Below are 20828 nucleotides of genomic sequence, written 5' to 3'. Positions count from 1 at the left end.
ATGCGTGACGTGAACCTTCCGGATCAATCGCTACCCAACGTCTCGGAGGCGCAGCTCGACATCCCGACCATCGAAAAACTCGGCATCCCCGGCGCCAGCACGCACCCGCCGCGGATCCTGCTGCTCTACGGTTCGCTCCGGGAGCGGTCCTATAGTCGCTTCCTGACACTCGAAGCCGAGCGCATCCTGCGGCGATTCGGCGCCGAGACGCGGGTCTTCGACCCCCGCGACCTGCCATTGGTGGACAGCGTGCCCGCCGACCATCCTAAGGGCGCCGAGCTTCGGGAGCTTTCCCTCTGGTCCGAGGGCCAGGTCTGGTGCAGCCCGGAGCGGCACGGCGCCGTCACCGGCATCCTCAAGAACCAGATCGACTGGCTTCCCCTCGAAAGTCGCGGTGTCCGCCCGACCCAGGGCCGGACGCTGGCGGTGATGCAGGTCTCTGGTGGTTCTCAAAGCTTCAACGCTGTGAACACGCTGCGTCTGCTCGGCCGCTGGATGCGGATGGTCACGATCCCCAATCAATCCTCGGTGCCCAAGGCTTTTGAGGAATTCGACGAGGCGGGCCGGATGCTGCCAGGGCCGCTCTACGACCGAGTGGTTGACGTCATGGAGGAGTTGGTGAAGTTCACCCTGCTACTGCGCGACCGCTCGGACTACCTGACCGACCGCTACAGCGAGCGGAAGGAGCGGGCGGAAAAACAGGCCAAGGCTGATCTCGCCGTCATGTCGGGTGCGGTGAGCTGAAGGTAGGCGGGTGGCAGCATAACGCTGCTGCTCTTTTGTCAGCTGTGTGCCCATCCGGCCGTCCGTGCTCCACCACCGCCTCACGAATGCGAACGTGACTGCTCGGGGGCCGACGGCTGAGTTGATTGGATTACAGATGTTGGCAGGCCGCGTGGAAATGGCCTTTGCAGCAGCAGGATCATACAATCATGGCCGCAGGCGTGATCGTGATGGTGGCACGGAGGCAATCGTGCTGCTTGCAACGGTAGCTGCGCCGCATGCGGCCGACACAGTTTCCTCGCCGTGCGACATGCCGCGGAGGATGGTGGAACTACACCGGAGCGGAGACATACAGCCGCGCAAGCCTGAAGGCTGGGTCAATCCTCCATCATGCGCTGCCTGGCTCGTACATCTTCACGCTTAGCATCTTCCAACCAATCCGCGGCGACACTTGCCAGCATGGCCGAGGTCCGAGGCCAAGCCGTGCAGGCGTCCGCCCACCCCCTGTATGCTGCAGCAAGCTGTCGCTCCTGGTCCCCACCGTCGTAGAGCCCCCTCAAGTGCACCCCACGCATGTTGAAGCGCTCAATGCGAATGCCCGTCTCAAGGTCGTCCGAAACTGCCTCCTCAATGAGGTCGCGCACGGGGCTAGCAGGCCATGCGCCGTCCGTGAGGTCATGCGGCGCGTGGGCCAGGACCTTTCCAACGCACTGAGCGCCGATCGCCTCACGGTCGGCCTCCCGCAGCCGCCGCATCGCCTCCCGGACCCACAGAGCTGTCACCTCCCCGTTCACGCCGTTGGCCGTTACGCCGGGAACGGTGCGAAACGCAGCGAGGAGGTCGTAGGCGGCCTTGGCAAGGTTGCGCTCCGCCTGATTCAGCTCCCGCGGCTCCTCCGACGCGCCTCGGAAGACGAGCTTCACCGCGTCCACAAACATGGTCGGGTCGGCCGCCATGAGGTGGAGGATGGCTAAATCCCCGTATCCTTCCCGCGCCCGGCCCAAAAGGGGCAGGTAGGCGAACTCACGCCTGGCCAAGTCGGTGCGGTTCACGTCGTCGCGTGCGCGCAGCCCATCGAAAACCTGCTCGAGGTGGAATGAGAGCATGGATGGGTCGTCGAGGGGACCGGAGTTCAAGGCGGACAGGGTACCGTCGAGCGCCTCGAAGACGAGCGCGGCTGCGGGGCGCGCGGCCTCGGCAAGGGTGGTCAGCGCTTGGTAAGGCCGTCCAACAGAGAGATACTGGCTAGCCGCCCTCTCGTTCAGCGCAGAGTCACCCTCCGCGAGCCGCCATGGATGCCTCCCCCTCCAGTAGGAGTTGGCCACGGCGTCACTGAGGCGGTCAACGAAGTCCCAGGTCCCGGGGCCGTCCTCCAGACCGAGCGCCAGATTGGCCACCTGCTCCGGCGTGCGCCCCTCCCGCGCGGCACGGGCGAGCAGCTCGCGCCACGCGTCGCCAAAGGTGCGGTCGGCCGAACCGGAGAGGGCGCGAGCGAGGATGCCGGAGTTCTCGGTGCGAGCCGCCTGGGCCGTCCCGCACAGGTCGAGGACGGCCTCGGGCGTACCCGCCGCGAGTACGGCAGGAGCCGCGAGAAGCCACGGAGCACGCACGGCCTCCGCGAGGCGCAGCAGTCCGGCGCTCCCTTCGCGGCTCAACAGGTCCGCCACTGCGACACCGCGCGCCTCCTCCAGCGCCTCCGCCGTCATCTCCTCTTCCGTGAGAGCGCGGTGGCGTGACGGACGATGGAAATCGAACAGGGGCGCCGCGACGGAGACGCTGTCGCTGGGCGCGAACCGGCGCACGATACCGGCGAGGACCTCAAGCCGCTCGCCCTTCAACGTCCACCCCGCGTCGGGGAACTCGGCATGCCTCGCCGCGATGTCCCGGAGCTTCTCCCACAACCTCCTTCGTTCTTTCACCTCCGTCGCTGCGAAGACAGCCTCCAATTGCTGCGTCGCCCGCGCCTGATCCTCGGATGAGAGGACCTCGATGCGGTCGAGAAGCGTGATCCATCGTTCGGGATCGGTCCCCACCATGCCGAGTACGTGATTGGCGACCGCAGCCCACATCTTAGCGGTTTCCTGCCTCGACGGTCCGTGGTCGTAGGAGCTGGCTTCTCGGAGACGGGGCCGTGCTGTGGGCTCCGCAACGGCGTGATGCTCCGGGAGCAGGCGCATGCAGAGTTCCCATCCGACCGATTCGCTGGTTCGGATGATCGCTGTCAGCACGCCGAGACACTTCTCCAAGTCCGCGTCCGTGCCCGGCAACCAAGGCAGCAGAATGGAGCGCAGGCTCCGAACCGGCCTGTTAATGAGCATGCTGTCAGGATGCGGGTCGAGGGCCGCAAGCCTGGCCAGGAGGAGGGCCGCCTGTGGCAGCACAGCTGGGTCCCAAGCAATCCGTTCCAATGCCCAGAGGAGATGGACGTGGTAAGACCTGGGCGTGATGAATTCGGTGCGTTCAACGAACAGCCACCGCACTCCCTCAGGGTCGGCTGCCACGAGGCGTTCAATCGCCGCGACGAAAGGGATGGGGGCGGCCTCCGCCAAGATCGGGAGAGTGCCACGCAGGCTGGCGAGAAGGCGTGCATCCGTCGCGAGGCCCGGTAGCGCTGCCACCGTGGCGTCCGCCCACCTTTCAGGCCCGCCTGCGGTTGCCAGCGCCGGTCCGCAGCCCGCACTATTATGGAGGGTTGCCGTCATCAGCAGCGTGGTCGCAAGGCCGTCCCGAAGCCAGTCGGAGTGCGGCACGCCCGGGCCCGCCATCATCAGGTCCGCGCTGGTCTTGTCGAGATTCGCATCCACGAGGCCCAGCACATCCAGGCAAGCCTGCCTCAGCCGCTCGAAGTGGCCCGCGCCGAGGTGGCGTCCCAGCAGGACGAAAGCATCGACAGGCGCTCGAACCTTCCAAACCGTGCCTTCGTTCTCCAAGGGTGGGTCATCGATCGCAAGGAAGGGCTGCGCCCGCGCCTCCCATTCTCCGTAGTCGGCGACTCCGGCGAGACGGGCGACAACCGCTCTGTCGGCGGGCGTCGCCGCATCCCAGGCTCCTGCCAGCAAGGCGGGCAGGAGGGAATCGGGGGTGGCGGCCCATGCCGGTGAAGGGTGATCGATGCCTGGGATGCGCCGGGCGAGCACCGTGACGCTCCTGCCGCACTCGGATGCGAGCTGAAGCGCCTTCTGCAGGGGTATCCTGGGCTGCTGCAAAGCCTCGGCGAAGTCGTGCCGCGACGGCCTTCGCAGGTCTATAGCGCCACCGGCTGCGTCGTTGCGGCCCCTGGCCAGGATGGTCGGCCCCCATTGCGCGAGGGACCCGACGCTGCGGGCCGCGCCGTGTGTCGGGAAGTAGGCGAGCGGCCTGTCCCGCAGATCCCGCGCCGCCTCGGGCGTGTCCACCACAAGCGACCTTGCCTCCAGCACCAGCCGCACGGCGGGGTCGGCCTTACGGAGCGCCGCCATAGCAAAGGCGAGTGCCTCGTCGGGCGAGTCGGCTGAGACGACGATGCGGTCGGGTTGGAGGGCGGCGAGACGCTCGAGCATTTGCGTCGCCTGCTGCTGTCGTCCGGCGAGGATGACCTCCTCCTTGAGCGGCGGGTCGAAGCGGTTGGAATACTCGTGCCAGAATTCCTCAACACTCCACACGCCCTGCGGAGCCGCCTGGAACTCCAGGCGCGCCCAGCGTGCCGCCACGCCCGACGCGAGGGCCAGCCAGTGCCTCAGTCGCCCGCCGTCTACGATCAGGACGGCTCCCCATCCCGATTCTGCTCGGAGTTCCTCCTCGAAGTCGTGGAGGTGGTGGCCGGGGGTGTCGTAGTGCCTTGGCGTGACGAAGACGAGGGTGGAAGCGGCCCGTTCGGTGTCGTCCACCTCGCCCTTTCGCTTTCGAATGTCACGCCGTGCCTTGTCCCTTACGTCCCGCGAACAGCCGAACTCCCAGTAGGACCTGCCGCGCGGTACGTGAGGCGGCGCCCCCGGCGAAACCAACACGCCGTCGAAGCCTCGCACCCGCCCCGCGCCGTCTGAGAGGAAGCGCATCACGTCAGGAACCGCCGACGTGGCCAGGATCAGGTCGGCCACTAGGCGCGGCAGCTTGTCTTGCGCATCCGTCTTCTCGGCGAAGCCATCGAGGTGGTGCTTGTCTATCCACTCCATGCGGATCTCCCGGTCGCTGCCGCGCTCGCAGACGAACGACAGCAGAAAAATACCATAAAAGGAAGTTGCGCGTCACCATGGGGCGGTTCGACAAGTCGGACGCGACGGCGGCAGCAGTTCTCAGAGATAACCTTTAGCGGCTCGGCACCAGCCGTTACTCTGGTTCCAAAGTGGATTTGTCGCTTACGGCCATTATCCATTGTTCACCGAACTTGATTGGCTACCCGCAATTTTCAAGGCGCCGAGCAACCTTCCAAGGCCCCGGTCGACGACCTTCTCCTTGCGAACCACGACTGCGAGTTGCCGTGCGAGGGCTGGACGCAAAGGCCGCACCACGGCGCCCGCGACGTGGCCGCCGAGTGCGAGCCAGGGCAACACCGAGCAGCCGCGACGGCCCGCCACCAGCACTTTGATGGCCTCGACGCTGCCAAGCTCTATGATGGGTCGAGGGACAACGCCCGCTCGATGGAACCAAGCGTCGATGATGGCTCGGGTGTTCGCACCCGCCTCGTACAGGATGAGGGGCAGTCCGTCGAAGTCGGCCGCGGTCAGCGCGAGGCGCTCCGGGGGCGCCATGCTGTCTGGCAGGAGTGCCACCAAGGCGTCGGTGGCGATCCGGGTCGTGGTGAGCGAACGTGCGAGCGCCGCTGGTAGGGTGACCAGCGCCGCGTCGAGATCGCCTTCCTCGACCCGGCGGAGGATGTCCGGCGTGTTTCCGGTGGCGATGATGACCTCGAGGCCGGGCATGCGCGCGTTCAGCTCCGCCAGCACCGGTGGCAGGAGGTGGATGCAAGCCGTGGCACCCGTGCCCAGGCGGACGCGCCCCACCTCACCGAGCCGGTGGGCCGCGGCCACCGCCCTGGCGTCCTCGACCGCGGCCTGCGCCCGCCGGGCCGGTTCAACGAGGGCCCGCCCGGCGGCAGTTGGCACCGCACGCCCGGCGACCCGCTCAAGCAGCCGGACGCCCATGATGCGCTCCAGCTCGCGGAGCTGCTGGCTGGCTGCGGGCTGGGTCAGGCCGAGCGCCTGCGCGGCGGTGGTGACGCCACCGGTCTCAACAACCAAGAGGAAGGTCCGTAGCTGGCGGAGGCTTGGGTCATGCATGCGGAAAACTTATCCTGATGCCGCGGATCAGATAAATTTCCTTTCACCCCCGAGCGGGCGGCCGCAGTCTTGCAGGCATGAACACACAGGACTTCGCCCCAGCGACAGGGCAACTCAGCACCATCCGCGTCAGGCCGTCAGCGGAGGACGATGTTGACGCCATCGCCGCCACCTACGGCCATCACGTCCTGCATGGGACCGGCTCCTTCGAGACCGAACCGCCCAACGAGGACGACATGCGGCGGCGGCGCGCCGACGTCCTCGCCCGCGGGCTGCCCTACCTGGTCGCCGAGGGCGGCGACGGCGCCATCCTCGGTTATGCCTACGCCAGCGCCTACCGGCCGCGCGCCGCCTACAGGAACACAGCGGAGAACTCCGTCTACGTGCGCCACGACGTCAATGGCCGCGGCATCGGCCGCCTGCTGCTCCAGGAGCTGCTCACGCAGTGTGAGGCGCTCGGGGTGCGGCAGATGGTGGCGGTGGTCGGCGACAGCGCGAACCTGGCTTCGGTGCGCCTGCATGAAGCATTCGGATTTCGCCTTGTCGGCACCCTCCGCTCGGTCGGCCGCAAGCACGGCCGATGGCTCGACACCGTCCTGCTCCAGCGCGCGCTCGGCGAGGGAGACGGCACGGACCCGGACGAGGGCGGCTGACGCTAGGAAGAGGGGACAGCGCACAGCGGACCCAGCGCCTTCGCATCCCGCGGCAACGTCGTTACGGTGCCTCGCCCACACCGAGGTGCTCGATGCTGCCAGCCGCTGCAAGCCAGACAGCGCACCCCGCCAGGGACGGCCAAGCGGCTATCCCATGAGGGAGGCTGGGCGAGCCGCCCTTACCCCGGGCAGCCGGAGCTTCGTCGCCGCCATCGTGGCCGCGCAAGTGCTGACGCAGATCGGCGCCTTCATCTTGCCCGCCCTGCTGCCCGGCACCATCGAGCGCTGGCAACTATCGAAGACCAAGGCCGGTTGGCTGGTCGGCATTTTCTTCGCCGCCTACGTCCCCGCCGTCCCGGTGCTCCTGGCTCTGACCGACCGCGTCCCGGTGCGGCGCATCTACCTCGTCGGGACCGGGCTGACCGCGCTGTCGCACCTTGGCTTCGCCTTCGTGGCAGACGGGTTCTGGTCCGGCCTGCTGATGCGCGCCCTGGCGGGCGTCGGCTGGGCGGGCGCCTACATGGTCGGCCTCAAGGCCATCGCTGACCCGCTCGAGGGCACCGCGCAGTCGCGGGCGGTTTCCTGGCATGCTGCCGGGGTCGGCATCGCGGGTGCCGTTTCCTTCGCCGCCGCCAACCTGTTCGACGCACTGGGTGGGCCGAGTGCCGCCTTCGCGTTCGGCGGCGTCGCCGCGGCAACCGCCTTCGCCATCGCCGTGGTTGTCATGCCGGGCAAACTGCCGCCCCGCCTGGGTGACGCCGCGCGCGGGCCGCTGCTCGACTTCCGCCCCGTCTTCCAGAACCGGCGGGCGATGGCGTGGATTGTCGGCTACACCGTCCACACCTGGGAGATGGCCGCCCTCCGCGGATGGGCTGTGTCCTTCCTGGCCTCGACGGCGGCCCGGCTCGACGCGCCTGGGTGGATGCCATCGCCCGCCGTCCTGTTCACCGTGGCGGGCCTCGCCGGTGTCGCGGTCTCCGTCACCGGGAACGAGACCGCGCAGAAGTATGGCCGTGCGCGGCTGGTGCTCTGGGCCATGATCGCCGCCGCCTTGCTGTCGCTGGTCACGGGGTGGACGACCGGCGTCTCCGTCGTGGTGGCGGCGGCCGCGGTAATGCTCTGGAACGTCGCCATCTACCTCGATAGCTCGGCGCTGACTGCCGGGACGGTCCAGGCGGCCGACAAACGCCTCCGGGGCGCCACTATGGGCCTGCACTCAATGGCGGGCTACGCGGGCGGGTTCCTCGGCCCGCTCGGGGTCGGCTGGTTCCTCGACCTCGCGGGTGGCGACGGCGCGCTCGGCTGGGGGCTGGCCTTCGGCCACCTCGCAGTGGTCACCCTCGCCGGACTGTTGGTCGTGCGTCGCCTTGGCAGAGCGGGCTGAATGGGCGCTGTCGGTCTAGCTGGGCTAGAAGTCAGCATGACCACGCCTCCCAGGAGCGACCCTCCTGGGATTTAAGAGCCTGTCCTGCAGCCCGCGCCGGGGGCGTTCTCTGCCATCGCTTTTGGAGAATTGGAACTGCCGCAGGGCATCCGGGACACAGACACGGCGACCACTGCGGCACCGTTGCAATCCGACGTCGTGGCAAGGCCTTAGCATGATGGCGTCGGACTCCAGAAGCTGTCTCAATAACTTCAGCACCAGCGGCCAGACCACCAAAACCTATTCGAGGTAATGCTGTTGGTGAACGCTATGAGTTGTTGTGTCTGTCTTCAGGGTGCGGCTTGTTTAGCCAGAAATCGTCTCTGGGCGAATCACCAGCGGTAATGAGGCCGAGTTCCATCACAAGCCCTCCGATGTAGTCCAAAAATGCCGCCATTAAGGTTAGGATGAAACCCAATACCATTACGGGCAGAGCGATAAAGCTTCTCATGGTTTCCATCTCCAGCCCGTGAGTTGTTCAGCTATAACCTCAAGCATCAGAGCAGATCAGACAGCGTACACGCAAAGGTTGTTTCAACTAGATTTTTACTCGCAATGGATGTGGTGCTGTCGGTGATCCAGAGGCCCAAAAGAGTCCGTAAGGCTGTTTGAGGTGAACCTCCTGGCGAGGGTCTGCCCGAACGTCGTGGGAACGATTGGGCAAGCGGCGCCGCAGTTTGGCGTGACCGGCGCTCGGTGAGTGGCGCGCCACCTAACCCGCGCGCCAGCCAAACGGCCCGGTGCCTCAAGAATGCGGCCCGGCGAGGGTGGCGACCGAGTCCTGCTTATGCGTGGCGAAGCGGTCAACCATGGTGGCGCTCGCCTCGTTCAGGCCAATCACCTGCACTGCATGCCCATGCCGCCGCCCCTTGAACACGACACGATCCAGGGCGCCGACCGCCGAAATGTCCCAGAAATGGGCGTCGCTGACATCGATGACGATCTGCTCAACCGGCTCCAGCAGGTCGATCGAGTCGAAGAAGGTGCCCGCGGAGGCGAAGAAGACCTGGCCCTCCACCCGGTAGGTGCGGACCGTGCCGTTGGGCGAGAGCTCCGAGGTGACGCGGCTCAGCCGGGAGACCTTGCCAGCGAAGAAGACGCCGGAGAGCAGCACCCCGACCAGGACGCCCTTGGCGAGGTCGGCCGTGGCGACGACCGTCGCGACCGTCGCCAGCATCACCACCGAGGACGGCAGCGGATTGGTGCGCAGCCGCGCGAGGGATCCCCAGGAGAAGGTGTTGATTGAGACCATGATCATCACCGCCGTCAGCGCGGCGACCGGCACGATGGCCAACAGGTCCTGAAAGATGACCAGCAGCGCCAGCAGGAACACCCCGGCGGTGAGGGTCGACAGGCGGCCGCGGCCGCCAGAGGAGACGTTGATGACCGACTGGCCGATCATCGCGCACCCCCCCATGCCGCCGAAGATGGCCGAGGCCATGTTGGCGACGCCCTGGCCCATGCATTCGCGGTTCTTGTCGCTCGGCGTGTCGGTCATGTCGTCGACAATCTGCGCGGTGAGCAGCGATTCCAGTAGGCCCACCGCGGCGAGCGTCAGCGACACCGGCAGGAGGATGCGCAGCGTCTCGAGCGTCAACGGCACCTCGGGCAGGCCGAAGCTGGGCAGCGCCGAGGGCAGCTGGCCGAGATCGGCGACCGTCCGCACGTCGAGGTGGAACACTGCCGTCACGGTGGTGAGGACCGCGATGGCGACGAGCGGCGAGGGAATCGCGCGGGTCAGGCGCGGCAGTCCGTAAATGACCGCGAGGCCGAGCGCGATGAGCCCGTAGGTCGTCGCCGGGACGTCAACCAGTTCCGGAAGCTGAGCCAGGAAGATCAGGATCGCCAGCGCGTTGACGAAACCCGTCATGACGGATTGCGACACGAAGCGCATCAACCGCCCCAGCTTGAGGATGCCTGCCAGGATTTGGAAGACGCCCATGAGGATGGTGGCGGCGAACAGGTACTGCACGCCATGGTCGCGCACGAGGGCGACCATGAGTACGGCGGTCGCGGCCGTCGCGGCGGAGATCATTGCCGGGCGGCCACCCGCGAAGGCGATGACGCAGGCGATGACCACGGAGGCGTAGAGGCCCACCTTCGGATCAACACCAGCGATGACCGAGAAGCCGATCGCCTCCGGGATCAGGGCGAGGGCGACAACGAGGCCGGAGAGGAAGTCACCGCGGATGTTCGAGAACCACCCACGGAATGGAGAGAGCGGATGCTTCATAAAGGGAGGAGTCCGCACTGGACACGGAGAGCTCGCTTGGAGGCGCTGAGCTGTCCTAGGATGTCATATGCGTTGTCCGGCGGATCAGCGGCCGGAAGAGCCACCCGGGATTACACCGGGTCCGTACGAATGAGGCTAGGTTAACGCGAACCGTGCTGCAGTGCAACCTAGCTACGCGCACAATACCGGATTTCGGGTCGTTAGGCCCAACGAGGCTTATTGAGCAGTACCAAATCCAGCGCATGCCGCACGCGCAGAGTCGTCGTTGTTGTGCAGCACCGCGCCTGTGAACGAGATCATGTCGCATGCAGACTTGTGATTAGGTGGTAAACAACCGTTCACGTACCTTGACGACACCATGACATCCGCGCCGCCATAGCCCCCTCTCCCCTGTCGCCCTGATGTGCCGCTTGCGGCCCAGGGCTACATGCGTCCCGCGCCTTGTGGGATGGATGGCCGCGCTTCCCCCTCCCGTTGCTCGGTTCGGCCACGTGCCCGTACGTGGTGAGCCGCGCGGAGTATGGTTTGATGTCCATGTCCTCGCTTTCGCCGCAAACTTTCCGCGGCTCGCGCCTACATCTGAGTTCCAGAAACGCTTCCACTTGGCAGTCTCTCACCAAGCACGCCATCGACAGCAATGTTGGCGTAACTCGACGCTGCATTGACACAGAGATAATCGCCAAGGGCATTGAGACCGCTCCGCTTGCCATCGCTGTCCGTATGGGGAGCCCGGCCGATGCGTGAGCAAGCAAGGTCGCCGCGCGCCGCCAAGGCGGACGCAGTCAGTCGGGCGAAGGCGAATGCCACGCCTACATGGTTCGCCTACCTAGTCTCATTTCTCGGCTCGCTCGCCGTCATGTTCGCGCTCTACTATGGATCGCTGCTCGGCCTATCGGCCACCGGCAACCTGCCACCACCGGCCCTTACGAATTCCCTCTGCATTGACGAGAAGTTTGCCTTCATGAGGCAGGAGCGTCCCGAGGCTCCGAACATGCTTGTGGTTGGCTCGTCGGTCGCGTGGCGCCACTTTGACGGCGATACCATGACCCATGCATCGCCGGAGGCGGTGCCGTTCAATGGCGGCATGTGCGGCCGAAGCATCAACCAGACCGGGTATGCCGCGGAATGGCTGCTGGGGCACTTTGGGACGGTGCGGGACGTGCTGCTCATCGCGTCGCCGCAAGACTTTAACAGCTGCCCTGCGTCCTCGACCGCCTTCTTCGACCGCGGCGACGTGGATGACTACGTCTTCGGCCAGGCCAACCCCTGGCTGCTCTACACCCGCTACTTCTCCCTGGTTTCCCTGGTCCGCAACGCCCTGTCCATCGCCGACAAGCGCTCTGGCGCAGACCGCGTCGATCCGCTGGTCTTCGACAAGTATGGCAGCGGCCCGCTGGGAGGCGACGGCGTTAGGGGCACGCTGCTCTACGGCAAGGTTGCCGAGGCGGATCCTGCTTGCTTGGAGGCACTGTCTCGACTGGCCACGAAGCTACGGCAGGAGGGACGCCGTTTCATGGTGGTGTCCACGCCGCTTCATCCGGAGTGGAGGAGGTTGCACGATGCCAACGGCGAGTACATGGGCCGCCTCAACGCCGCCATCGGGACCGCCTTGGCGGAAAGCGGAGCGGAGTACTGGGACAGCAACTCATCGCCGTCACTCGCCGCCAGCGACTTTTTCGATGCAATCCACCTGCGCTGGACTGCGGTCCCGGAGTTCACCGGCGACTTGGTGAAAGCTTTCCACCTCGACAGGGGGCTTGCCGGGGTTTCAACGCAGATCGTCCGTGGGGGTGCTTGATGGACCAAGACACCGGTTTGGCCTGGAGGCTGGTCCGATACGACATCGCCGTTTACTGCAGCGACGACGCGATTGATGAGGACCTACCTTGGCCGACTGCCTGGGCGATACTGAATGGCTTGAACAAAAAGCCGCTGGTTGAGGGTTACGCCGCCTCGCCGAGGGCAGCACCTGACGCGGTGTTGAGAGCGTTCGCAAGCATGTTGGGGACGTAGTTCACAGGTCTGAGGGCATCGGCTTCGGCTGCGTTTGGATGCATCTGCTGAAATCATCGAATTGCCCTTAAAGCAAGTTTCCCGGCTCACCGTGCGTCGCCTCCTTCCTCGACCGCGCAGGTGCTTTAGGCGAGGCCGAAGCACCCGTCGAACGGGAAGAACTCGACCATGTCCCCGGCCCGCAGGGTGCCTGCGGTCGCGCCGACGCGCAGCAACCCGTCGGCGGCGACGAGGGGTGTGAGGCGCGCAGACCCTGGCCGCCCGACCCGCTCTACGAAAAGCTCCTCGCCATCGTGGATCATCGCTGGCGCGAACTCCTCACGGCCCGGCTTGCGTTGCCAACCGGCCGCCAAGCGCGCGGGAAGGCCGCGCAAGGGACGCGGTGCGTGCCCCGCCAACCGGGCCAGGAGTGGCCGTGCGAACAGCAGGGCGCCCACGAGCGCCGCGACCGGATTGCCGGGCAGGAACAGGCAGCGAGCCTCTCCGAGCTGACCGAAGACCAACGGCTTCCCGGGCTTGAGCGCGATGGCGGTCCAAGAACCCTCACCCCCGGCGTCACGCAAAGCGCCAAGCAAGTGGTCGGCCTCGCTGCCGGAGACGCCACCCGACGCGACGATGGCATCAAATCCGCCCGCGCCTGCGAGGGCTCCCGCGATGACATCGCGCCGGTCGGGCAGCAAGCCAAGGTCAACGACCTCGGCGCCGCTCGCGGCGAGCAGGGCGGCAAGCATCGGCCGGTTGCTGTCATGGATAGCCGCCTCGCGGAGCGGGGCTCCGGGCGCGAGCAATTCATCGCCCGAGGACAGCAAGGCAACGCGGGTGCGGCGGCGGACTGGCACTTCGCACAACCCGGCCGAAGCCAGCAGGGCAAGGTGACGAGGGTCGAGCCGGATGCCAGCCTCCAAAAGTGGGGCGCCGGAGGCGACGTCCTCGCCGCACCTGCGGATGTTTTCCCCATCCGCCAGGACCGGTGCGCGAAGCCGTCCGCCTGCCTCGATCCGGCAGCCCTCTTGCATGGCGACGGCACATACCCCCGGCGGGATGCGCGCGCCCGTCAAAAGGCGCACGGCCTCTCCGGGGCGGACGTGCCGAGGGCCATGGCTGCCCGCCGGATAGCTACCGACGAGCGAGAATGGCCCGGCGCCGGACCCGGTGAGCCCGTATCCGTCCACCGCCGAGCGATCGAACGGCGGTATGGGGAAGCTGGCGCGAAGCGGCGCCGCGAGGACCCGACCGGCAGCCAAAGATAGAGGCACCGTTGCCTGACCAGAGACCGGCGTCACCCCGTCAAGGAGTGCCGCTCGTGCGGACTCGACGGAGACGAGACCCGGTGCGCGGTCGCAGCCCGCCTCAGTCGGCGACGGCGCCAGTTTTGACGTCATGGCGGATGCAGGCTCCTCAAGGCTTTCTCTTGAAGGTTAGGACCGAGCGGTGGCCCGCTTTCCTATGTTGCTTGTGCGCGGTGGCGTGGCCCGAAATGGGGCCACGCCACCCATGGCTCCGGCTCAGCCCGCTGGCCGGTATTCCTGGGTCTTCCAGGACAGGTGGCGCACGGCGGCCGGTGCGTCGCTGATCTTCCGGATGTCCCCCCAGGTCTGCTTATAGTTCGGGATGATGAGCTCGTTGGTCGCCTTGCTGACCACGTTGCCCTGCACCCCGGTGGGGTAGGCGAACAGCATGAAGGTCTCGTTCCGCCGGACCTGCGCCTCGGGCCAGGCGACGGCCTGGGTGGCGCCGTTGCCGTTGAACACCTCGACCAGGTCGCCCGGGCTGAGCCGCAGCTCCTGCATGTCGGCCGGGTTCATCTCGATGTACGGGTAGGGGAAGCGGTCCCGGACGAAGTCGTTGTGCTGGTCCAGGTAGGCGGACTGCCAGACGTGGTTGGCGCGGCCGTTGTTGATCAGGAAGCGGTGCTTGTCCTTCTCGGCCTGCTTGCCCTCGGCCTGGAGGCCGCGCCACTCGGCGACAGCGAAAGTTGCGCGGCCATCCGGCCGGTTGAACTTGCCGTCCGCATAGAGCCGCTTGGTACCGATAATGGGTTCGGTGCCGCCTGACGGTGGAGCGGCCGCCGCCGATGGACCCGTGTTCGGTCCCGCCTGCTGCACTGGCTCCTTGCCCCGGGCGCCCTCGATTGCCGGGCCTTGGACGACCATCCCAGGTGTGGCTCCTGTGGTGGTCCCGGCTGTGACCGGGCCGGTACCCGCAAGGCCAGTGGCGGGTTCCTGGAAGCCGTTGGTCCCCATGGCGCGTAACCGGGCGTAGGTGACGAACTCGCCGCCCTTCTCGTGCTTGCGATAGCCGTCGTTGAACGCGTCCTCCTCGGTCTGCCAGTCGTAGCCGCGGAACCGGTCGGCAATGTCGGCCTTGCCAGCCGCGCGCCAGGTGCGCTCCAGCGCCTGTGCCAACTGGGCTGCGATGAGGCAGTCGGGCATCGCCCGGCCGGGCGGGTCCATGTACCGCTCCGTCAGCCGCATGCGGCGCTCGCCGTTCATGGAGGTCAGGTTCATCTCGCCAGAAGTCGCGGCGGGCAGGACCACATGGGCGCAGGAGCCGATCTGCGTCGGCACGATGTCAACGTTCACCGTGAACAGTCCGCCAGCACGGATAGCCTTTATGATGGCCTCGACCTGGGCCGGGCGGTCACCGGCCGGGACGCTGTCCATCGCCTCCTTCACCATGTTCGTGCGGCGCTGATAGGTCCGCTTGAACTCGCCCGCGTTCAGCGTGGTCTTAAAGTGGTCGCAGCCCCAGACGTGGTGGATGCCGCCCTTGCCCTGGATGAGCAGCTGGTCGACGTAGGCGGCGGGCCTGCCGACATGTGCGTCGGACGGGCGGGCGTAGCCCTCCTGGTGGCCGCCGAGGCGCACGCAGCCGCCGCCCGGACGTCCGATGTTGCCGGTGGCCAGCGCCACGTTCACCATGGCCTGATTGGTTCGGTAGTTGTCGTTGCCCCAGATGATGCCCTTCTCGTAGGCGAACATAGTCCGGCGCCGGGCGCCGCCCTGCTTGGGCTCCGCGATCCACGACGCCGCCTTCCGGATGTCCGCCACGGACAGGCCGGTGATGCGGGCAGCGTCCTCCACCGAGGTCTTGTTGCCCGCCACGGCCGCATCGAAGCCACTGGTGCTCGCGTCGATGAAGGAGCGGTCCACCCAGCCGCGCGACGCAATTTCGGTAAACAGGGCGTTGAACAGCGCGAGGTCGGTGCCGCTGTTGATTTGCAGATGCAGGACGTTGTCCTTGCCTGCCTCCGCCTCGCATGCGGCAATGGTGACTGTGCGCCGCGGGTCAACGACGATGACGCGGGCCGCCGCGTGCGGCTCGTTCGGCAGCTCCTGCTTTTTCTTGTCGAGGCTGGTCCCGCGAAGGTTCGGTACCCAGTGATTCAGGAAGTAGTTCGTCTGGGTCTCGAGGCTGTTGGCCCCGGCAACGAAGATGGTGTCTGCGAGCTCCGCGTCCTCGTAGCAGTTGTTCAACTCGCCGACGCCCATGTCCCGGGTGCCGTGGACCTCGGAGTTGTAGGCGGGCCGGTTGTGGATCCGGATGTTCTTCACCTTCATGCTCTCGAAGTAGAGCTTGCCGGTGGCCCAGGTGTTCTCGTAGCCGCCCCCGGCGCCGCCGTGGTCGTAGGCGGAGACGATGAGTCCGTCCTCGCCCTGCTCCTCGACCACGCGCCGGGTGACCTCGGCGACCAGCGAGAGGCTGTCCTCCCAGGATGTCGGTGACATGGTGCCGTAGCGCCAGACAAGGGGGTCGGTCAGGCGCGCTTGCTGCGTGCCGGTGACGGCGGAGTAGGACACCTCCGCCATGCGGGCGCCGCGGATCGAGCCGAGCCCGGAGTTCACCACGCAGTCGTGGTCGGGCTTGATGACGATCTGGACATCGCGCCCGTCCTGCTTGACCACGTTGTACATCGAGGGCGCCACCCAACCGGCGCTGTCAGCGCCCTGCTGGCCGCGCAGGTCCTCGCCGTAGGCGTTCTCACCGGGCGCCGGGCCGCCCTGCCGGTTCATCGGCCAAGTGTAAGCCTTATAGCCGCAGCCCACGATGCAGAAGTGGCAGGTCACGTTGTTCACCCGCGCGTCGCGCGGCGGGATTGGGAGGCGGTCGATGTTGCGCTTGTAAGCCATGTCCGCTCCCCCTCAGCCGAGCACGTTGGAATGGCGGCCGTAGATGAGTTCGTCCACGCCCTCGGCTTGGATGTCCCCGTTGCCGTCGACCTGCAGGCGGTACTGGGCGAGGTTCTGGGTCGCGTGCCCCCAGATCTGCAGTCCGCCCTTCTCGCAGTCGAAGCGACTGTAGTGCCCGGGGCAGTTCAGCGTCCGGTCGTCGGTCCGGTAGAACATGGGGTAGCCCTTGTGCGGGCAGAGGGTCGAGTAGGCCACGACGTCGCCGTCCGGTCCGACACCGCCTTCAACGCGGGTGCCCAGCTTGAGCAGCACGCCGGGGCTGTCCGCATCGGGGTAGGCGATGTCCAGCGGCTCGTTGGGTTTGAGGTCGCGGATGTTGGCTAGCTTGGCGCGCGGATAGGTGACCTGGGCCAGCGCCGGGGCGGCCCTGGCCGGTGCCGCCGGTGCGGCGGCTACGGCGGCGGCACCGGCCGCTGCGAGCGCTCCCCGGCCCAGGAAGAAGCGGCGTCCCGCTTCCGCGACCTTGTTGCAACCCGACATAACTGGCCCTCCCTCGATCGGGATGGGAAGTGCAGCGTTTGTGCCAGCCCGGCAGGACAGGCAGTCGCGGGCCGCAGCATGGCCAAAGGGTAGGCAAAAGGCCGAAACAAGACCCAAGTTCGGTGCGCTGCTACATCAGGCGCAGTCCCGCCGTCCGGACTGCTAAGACTCAGCCAGTCCCGGAAGCTGGACTCCCGCTGGTCTCGACGGGCCGCGCGAGCCCAAGGCGGCGAACCTTTTCGAACAGGGTGGAGCGGCCGACACCAAGGCGTGCTGCAGCTGCGCCAACGTCCCAGCCGGTTACCTCAAGGGCACTGGCGACGGCGCGACGTTCGGCGGCCACGAGGACCTCGGCGAGCGTCGCCGCGGCGTCCTCGGTTGCTGTCGCCCCTCGGCGGTCCGGAAAAAGGTCGGCGGCACCGATCCAGGGATCGTCCGCCAGCGCCACCGCGCGGTCCACCCGGTTTCGCAACTCCCGGGCGTTGCCCGGCCAGGCGTGCGTCTCCATCGCCTTCACCGCCTGCTCGTCGAAGCCGCGCAGGGGCCGAGGCGACCGGCCGGAGGCGCTTTCAAGAAAATGGCGGGCCAGATGGACGACATCCTCCGGCCGGGCGCGCAGCGGCGGGATTTCGACCCGGATGACGTCGAGCCGGTACAGCAGGTCCTCGCGGAAGCGGCCGTCGCGCACGCGGGCGTCTAGGTCCACATTTGTGGCGGCGATCGTCCTCGCCTTGAAGGGCAAGACGGCGTTGCCTCCGACCCGGGTGAACTCGCGTGCCTCCAGCAGGCGTAGGAGCTTCGCCTGGAGCTGCGGCGGGAGTTCGGCCACTTCGTCGAGGAACAGCGTTCCCCCTCCCGCGCGCTCCGCGTAACCCTCTCGCCGCGAGGTCGCGCCCGTGAAGGCGCCGCGCTCGTGCCCAAAGACCTCGCTCTCCAGGAGGTCGGCCGGGATCGCGGCGCAGTTGACGGCAACGAAGGGCAGCCGGGCACGGGGTGATAGGGCGTGCAGCAGCCGGGCAGCGACCTCCTTGCCCGTGCCGGTCTCCCCGAGCAGCAAAGACGTGCTGTCGCTCGAGGCGGCGCGGCGCAAGACAGCCTCGACCCGGCGTATCGCGGCCGAGGGGCCGAGGACGGCGTCCTCGGGCGCGACGAGCTTGCGGGCAAGGAGCGCCTCGATGCGGCCAAGCAGGTCCGCGGTCTCGACCGGCTTGACCAGAAAGTCGTCCGCGCCAGCCTTGAGGAGCCGGATGGCTTGGTCGATTCCGGCGTATGCGGTCATCAGCAGGGCAGGCGTTCCAGCCAGGCGCTCCCGGTAGGCGAGGAATAGCTCCTCGCCAGAGCCGTCCGGCAGGCGCAGGTCGGACAGCAGCAGGTCAGGGACGCGGCGAGCGAGCGCCGCCGCGGCCTCGACGGCGCCATGCGCCCACTCGACGCTGTAGCCCTCCAGCCTGAGCCGCTGCGCCAGGGTGCCGCCCATGACCGCGTCGTCCTCCACGAGCAGGATGCGGCCGCGTTCAGAGGGCATGGACGGCCTCCATCGGGGCAGGCGCCGCGGGCAACTCGGCGACGAGGCGGGTGCCGGTATCGGATGGCAGCCGGACGATGCGGCCGCCGAGGCTTCGGACCAAGCGCACCGCGGTCCAGAGACCGAGGCCGCCATCCTCAGGCGGCGGCCCGTCGCGCGCATGCAGCAGCGCCTCTACCGCGGGCGGAAGGCCGGGACCGGCATCGGTCACCTCGACGACCGCGCCTCCGCCGTGCAGTTCGCTTGCCCGGAAGCGAAGTGTGCCGTGCGGCGGAGAGGCCGTGGCGGCGTTGAGCAGCAGGTTGAGCGCCACTTGGCGCGCCAGGGTTCGGTCCACGGCGACCTCGCCGGACAGCTCGTTCCGCCAATCCAGGGTGAGCCCGCGGCGCGCCACCTCATGGCGCACGAGCAGCCGGAGGTCGTCGAAGTCCTGCGCCGCCAGCGCCACGGTGCTGGCGGCGCCTCGCCAGGTGGCGAGGCCAGCTCTTACGACGTTGCGGATGTCGCCCAGGCCGCGCCGGAGCAGGCCGAGGGCCTCCGCGCGCACCTCGGGGTCGTCGCCATGGTCGCTCAGCGTGTCGACCGCCGTGATCAGCCCGCCAAGGGGGTTGTTGACCTCGTGAGCCATGGCGGCGGCGAGACGGCCCACTTGCGCGTGGCGCTCCTCCTTGGCGAGCCGGGCCGCCATAGCTTCGCGTTCAGCGGACGCAGCTGCGGCCTGGTTCCAGGCAGCTAGGAGGGCCGCGTGCTCCGGACCGATTCCAACCGTCTCATCCACCGGAACCGGCCGCCCGCTGCGAGCTGCTTCGGTCAGCCGCCGCCGCACGAGGTCGGCGGGCGCGAGAAGGTGGCGAACAAGCAGGACTCCTGCAGCCGCGAAGACCAGGGCGAACGCCCCGTTGGCGAGAACAAGTGTCCGGACTACAGCCCGGCGCTCGGCCAGGAGCGGTCCGATGTCGGCCTGGGCGACGATGCGGCCCACGGGCACGTCGCCTTCGGCAAGGTCACGCGCCAGAACGGCGGTCGCGGCATCTGCGTCGAGCACCGGCCTCCCGGCAGCCGCTGCGGCATCGGCCTGTGCAGCGAGAGCCGCAGCGAGCCTAGTACCGCTCGGGATGCTGCGGGGCTCCGCCGACGCCAGGACCGTCCCGTCCGGCAGGAGGACCGCGAACAGCATCGGTCGGAGGGCGCCGTATCTCGCGCGTGCGCGGTCGAGGGCGTCGAACGCTTCCCAGATGTCGGCTCTCGCGGCAGCGGGCTGCACTGCAGTCGCCAGGCCGTCTAGGAAGGCGGAGGCCAGTTCCGACAGGTGGCGCTCCTGGTCGCGTGCAAGACGGGACAGCACGGCCTGCCCCGTAGCGAGGGCCACGCCCGCGACCAGCACGGCGACAATCAGCGGCACCCGGACGGCAAGCGGCCAACGCCGCGGGTCGAGAGCGTCGAGCCGGATCATGTCCGCGCTCCCACCTCGGCCGCCATGCGGGCGATGCTGTCGTACAGAGCTGGCTCGGCCGAAACGAAGCCGTCCAGCCGGAGGGTCTCAAGCACCCGTTGCCCGGATTCGCTCTCCCGCATCTCGAGGAGCGCAGCGGCGAGGCCCCGGGCCGCGGGACCGTCCCGGCTTTCGGACAAGCAGCAGATAGGAGGAAAGCCGTGCCACTCCGAATGCGCGACGACGCGGGTGCCCGCTGTGACGGCTGGTTCGCGGTCCGCGACCGTCTCCCAGACGTAGCCGTCCACCGAGCCACTATCGGCCAAGCCTGCCCCCACCGCCCGTAGGACGTTCCGGTGTCCATAAGCGAAGAAAGGCCGGTTGAAGAACCCTTCGGGCCGTTCGTGGCGCGCCGACAGGAGCCAGCGCGTGACCAGGAAGCCGGAGTTGCTGTCCGGATCCGAGAAAGCGTGTGAATGGCCGCGGAGGTCATCGATCGAGGACACGTCCAGGCTCGCGTCGGCGATCAGGTAGGACTGGTAGAGCGGGCGCCCGCGGTGGAGCGGCACAGCCAGCAGGGACAACCGGTCGGCATGGCGGACATAGGGGAAGCCGCAGATCCAGGCGGCGTCGAGCTGCCCCGCCAGAAGCATGGCCACGATTTCCTGGTAAGTGCGGCGCTTTACCAGCTGGACCGGAGAGCCGAGAGCTGCCTCGAGATGCCTTCCAAGGTCTCGCAGGAGCGCCAGGTCCGAGTCCAGGAAGACCGGAGTAAGCCCGAAGCGGACCGGCGCGGCCGCGTGTACCGGTCCTGCCGCCGCGGTGGCCAGGAGCGCTCTCCGACCGATGAGCCAGGGTGCCTTCATTCCGTCACCGCTTCCGAGGGCATCTAAGACGTGAT

Annotated in this window: 14 protein-coding genes and 1 other annotated feature; of the genes, 4 read left to right on the top strand and 10 right to left on the bottom strand. The window is 67.6% G+C overall.

Features of this window, described 5'->3' with window-relative positions; genetic code table 11:
• The gene (gene arsH / locus JMJ56_RS22420; protein WP_202834006.1) at positions 1-744 is read left to right on the top strand and encodes an arsenical resistance protein ArsH; all 744 of its coding nucleotides are present in this window, start codon (positions 1-3) and stop codon (positions 742-744) included.
• A gap of 356 nt (positions 745-1100) precedes the next feature.
• On the opposite strand, the gene JMJ56_RS22415 is transcribed toward arsH, so the two are convergent.
• Together JMJ56_RS22415 and JMJ56_RS22410 are read right to left on the bottom strand one after the other, a co-directional pair.
• Positions 1101-4874, bottom strand: coding sequence for a hypothetical protein (locus JMJ56_RS22415; RefSeq protein ID WP_202834005.1), 3774 nt, complete (start codon positions 4872-4874; stop codon positions 1101-1103).
• A 192-nt stretch (positions 4875-5066) separates the two neighbouring features.
• Positions 5067-5978 carry a LysR family transcriptional regulator gene (locus JMJ56_RS22410; protein ID WP_202834004.1) on the bottom strand — a complete coding sequence of 304 codons (912 nt, stop codon included), beginning with the start codon at positions 5976-5978 and terminating at the stop codon, positions 5067-5069.
• A gap of 77 nt (positions 5979-6055) precedes the next feature.
• Between JMJ56_RS22410 and JMJ56_RS22405 the strand changes: the two genes are divergently transcribed.
• Together JMJ56_RS22405 and JMJ56_RS22400 are read left to right on the top strand one after the other, a co-directional pair.
• Positions 6056-6631: a GNAT family N-acetyltransferase gene (locus JMJ56_RS22405; protein WP_202834003.1), complete on the top strand. Its 576-nt coding sequence runs from the start codon at positions 6056-6058 to the stop codon at positions 6629-6631.
• 154 nt (positions 6632-6785) lie between these two features.
• A complete protein-coding gene (locus tag JMJ56_RS22400) occupies positions 6786-8015 on the top strand; it encodes an MFS transporter (RefSeq protein WP_202834002.1) in 1230 nt (409 codons plus the stop codon).
• 307 nt (positions 8016-8322) lie between these two features.
• Here the strand turns inward: JMJ56_RS22400 and JMJ56_RS22395 are convergent, their stop codons facing one another.
• Positions 8323-8505, bottom strand: coding sequence for a hypothetical protein (locus JMJ56_RS22395; protein WP_202834001.1), 183 nt, complete (start codon positions 8503-8505; stop codon positions 8323-8325).
• A gap of 294 nt (positions 8506-8799) precedes the next feature.
• Complete coding sequence (locus tag JMJ56_RS22390; protein ID WP_202834000.1) at positions 8800-10287, bottom strand: SulP family inorganic anion transporter; 1488 nt, start codon at positions 10285-10287, stop codon at positions 8800-8802.
• Between the two features lie 70 nt (positions 10288-10357).
• Positions 10358-10413: a sequence feature (sul1 is cis-regulatory element that is thought to sense ions involved in sulfur or methionine metabolism; They are found in Alphaproteobacteria), on the bottom strand.
• A 610-nt stretch (positions 10414-11023) separates the two neighbouring features.
• On the opposite strand from JMJ56_RS22390, the gene JMJ56_RS22385 reads away from it, so the two are divergent.
• Complete coding sequence (locus JMJ56_RS22385) at positions 11024-12085, top strand: hypothetical protein (RefSeq protein ID WP_202833999.1); 1062 nt, start codon at positions 11024-11026, stop codon at positions 12083-12085.
• 340 nt (positions 12086-12425) lie between these two features.
• Here the strand turns inward: JMJ56_RS22385 and JMJ56_RS22380 are convergent, their stop codons facing one another.
• The 6 genes from JMJ56_RS22380 to JMJ56_RS22355 form a co-directional block, all read right to left on the bottom strand.
• On the bottom strand, positions 12426-13682 hold the full coding sequence (locus tag JMJ56_RS22380; RefSeq protein WP_202833998.1) for a molybdopterin molybdotransferase MoeA: 1257 nt from the start codon (positions 13680-13682) through the stop codon (positions 12426-12428).
• 123 nt (positions 13683-13805) lie between these two features.
• On the bottom strand, positions 13806-16430 hold the full coding sequence (locus tag JMJ56_RS22375; protein WP_202833997.1) for an arsenate reductase (azurin) large subunit: 2625 nt from the start codon (positions 16428-16430) through the stop codon (positions 13806-13808).
• Positions 16431-16442: 12 nt separating this feature from the next.
• Entirely contained in the window at positions 16443-16970 is a 528-nt protein-coding gene (locus JMJ56_RS22370) for an arsenate reductase (azurin) small subunit (RefSeq protein WP_202833996.1), read from the bottom strand.
• Between the two features lie 169 nt (positions 16971-17139).
• Complete coding sequence (locus JMJ56_RS22365; protein WP_202833995.1) at positions 17140-18495, bottom strand: sigma-54-dependent transcriptional regulator; 1356 nt, start codon at positions 18493-18495, stop codon at positions 17140-17142.
• Positions 18485-19948, bottom strand: coding sequence for a sensor histidine kinase (locus JMJ56_RS22360; protein ID WP_202833994.1), 1464 nt, complete (start codon positions 19946-19948; stop codon positions 18485-18487). Before JMJ56_RS22360 ends, JMJ56_RS22365 begins: the two co-directional genes overlap by 11 nt.
• Positions 19945-20793: a substrate-binding domain-containing protein gene (locus JMJ56_RS22355; protein WP_202834049.1), complete on the bottom strand. Its 849-nt coding sequence runs from the start codon at positions 20791-20793 to the stop codon at positions 19945-19947. The genes JMJ56_RS22360 and JMJ56_RS22355 overlap by 4 nt, the downstream gene beginning before the upstream one ends.
• Positions 20794-20828 lie beyond the last annotated feature (35 nt).

Source organism: Belnapia arida (genome assembly GCF_016773205.1).
Taxonomy (GTDB): domain Bacteria; phylum Pseudomonadota; class Alphaproteobacteria; order Acetobacterales; family Acetobacteraceae; genus Belnapia; species Belnapia arida.
The sequence above is the reverse complement of the archived record's forward strand: the minus strand, read 5'-3'. Positions and strand labels throughout refer to the sequence as shown.

Coding starts and splice junctions, on each gene's coding strand:
- arsH (WP_202834006.1), top strand. CDS start 1: ATGCGTGACGTGAACCTTCCGGATCAATCGCTACCCAACGTCTCGGAG.
- JMJ56_RS22415 (WP_202834005.1), bottom strand. CDS start 4,874: ATGGAGTGGATAGACAAGCACCACCTCGATGGCTTCGCCGAGAAGACG.
- JMJ56_RS22410 (WP_202834004.1), bottom strand. CDS start 5,978: ATGCATGACCCAAGCCTCCGCCAGCTACGGACCTTCCTCTTGGTTGTT.
- JMJ56_RS22405 (WP_202834003.1), top strand. CDS start 6,056: ATGAACACACAGGACTTCGCCCCAGCGACAGGGCAACTCAGCACCATC.
- JMJ56_RS22400 (WP_202834002.1), top strand. CDS start 6,786: ATGAGGGAGGCTGGGCGAGCCGCCCTTACCCCGGGCAGCCGGAGCTTC.
- JMJ56_RS22395 (WP_202834001.1), bottom strand. CDS start 8,505: ATGAGAAGCTTTATCGCTCTGCCCGTAATGGTATTGGGTTTCATCCTA.
- JMJ56_RS22390 (WP_202834000.1), bottom strand. CDS start 10,287: ATGAAGCATCCGCTCTCTCCATTCCGTGGGTGGTTCTCGAACATCCGC.
- JMJ56_RS22385 (WP_202833999.1), top strand. CDS start 11,024: ATGCGTGAGCAAGCAAGGTCGCCGCGCGCCGCCAAGGCGGACGCAGTC.
- JMJ56_RS22380 (WP_202833998.1), bottom strand. CDS start 13,682: ATGACGTCAAAACTGGCGCCGTCGCCGACTGAGGCGGGCTGCGACCGC.
- JMJ56_RS22375 (WP_202833997.1), bottom strand. CDS start 16,430: ATGGCTTACAAGCGCAACATCGACCGCCTCCCAATCCCGCCGCGCGAC.
- JMJ56_RS22370 (WP_202833996.1), bottom strand. CDS start 16,970: ATGTCGGGTTGCAACAAGGTCGCGGAAGCGGGACGCCGCTTCTTCCTG.
- JMJ56_RS22365 (WP_202833995.1), bottom strand. CDS start 18,495: ATGCCCTCTGAACGCGGCCGCATCCTGCTCGTGGAGGACGACGCGGTC.
- JMJ56_RS22360 (WP_202833994.1), bottom strand. CDS start 19,948: ATGATCCGGCTCGACGCTCTCGACCCGCGGCGTTGGCCGCTTGCCGTC.
- JMJ56_RS22355 (WP_202834049.1), bottom strand. CDS start 20,793: ATGAAGGCACCCTGGCTCATCGGTCGGAGAGCGCTCCTGGCCACCGCG.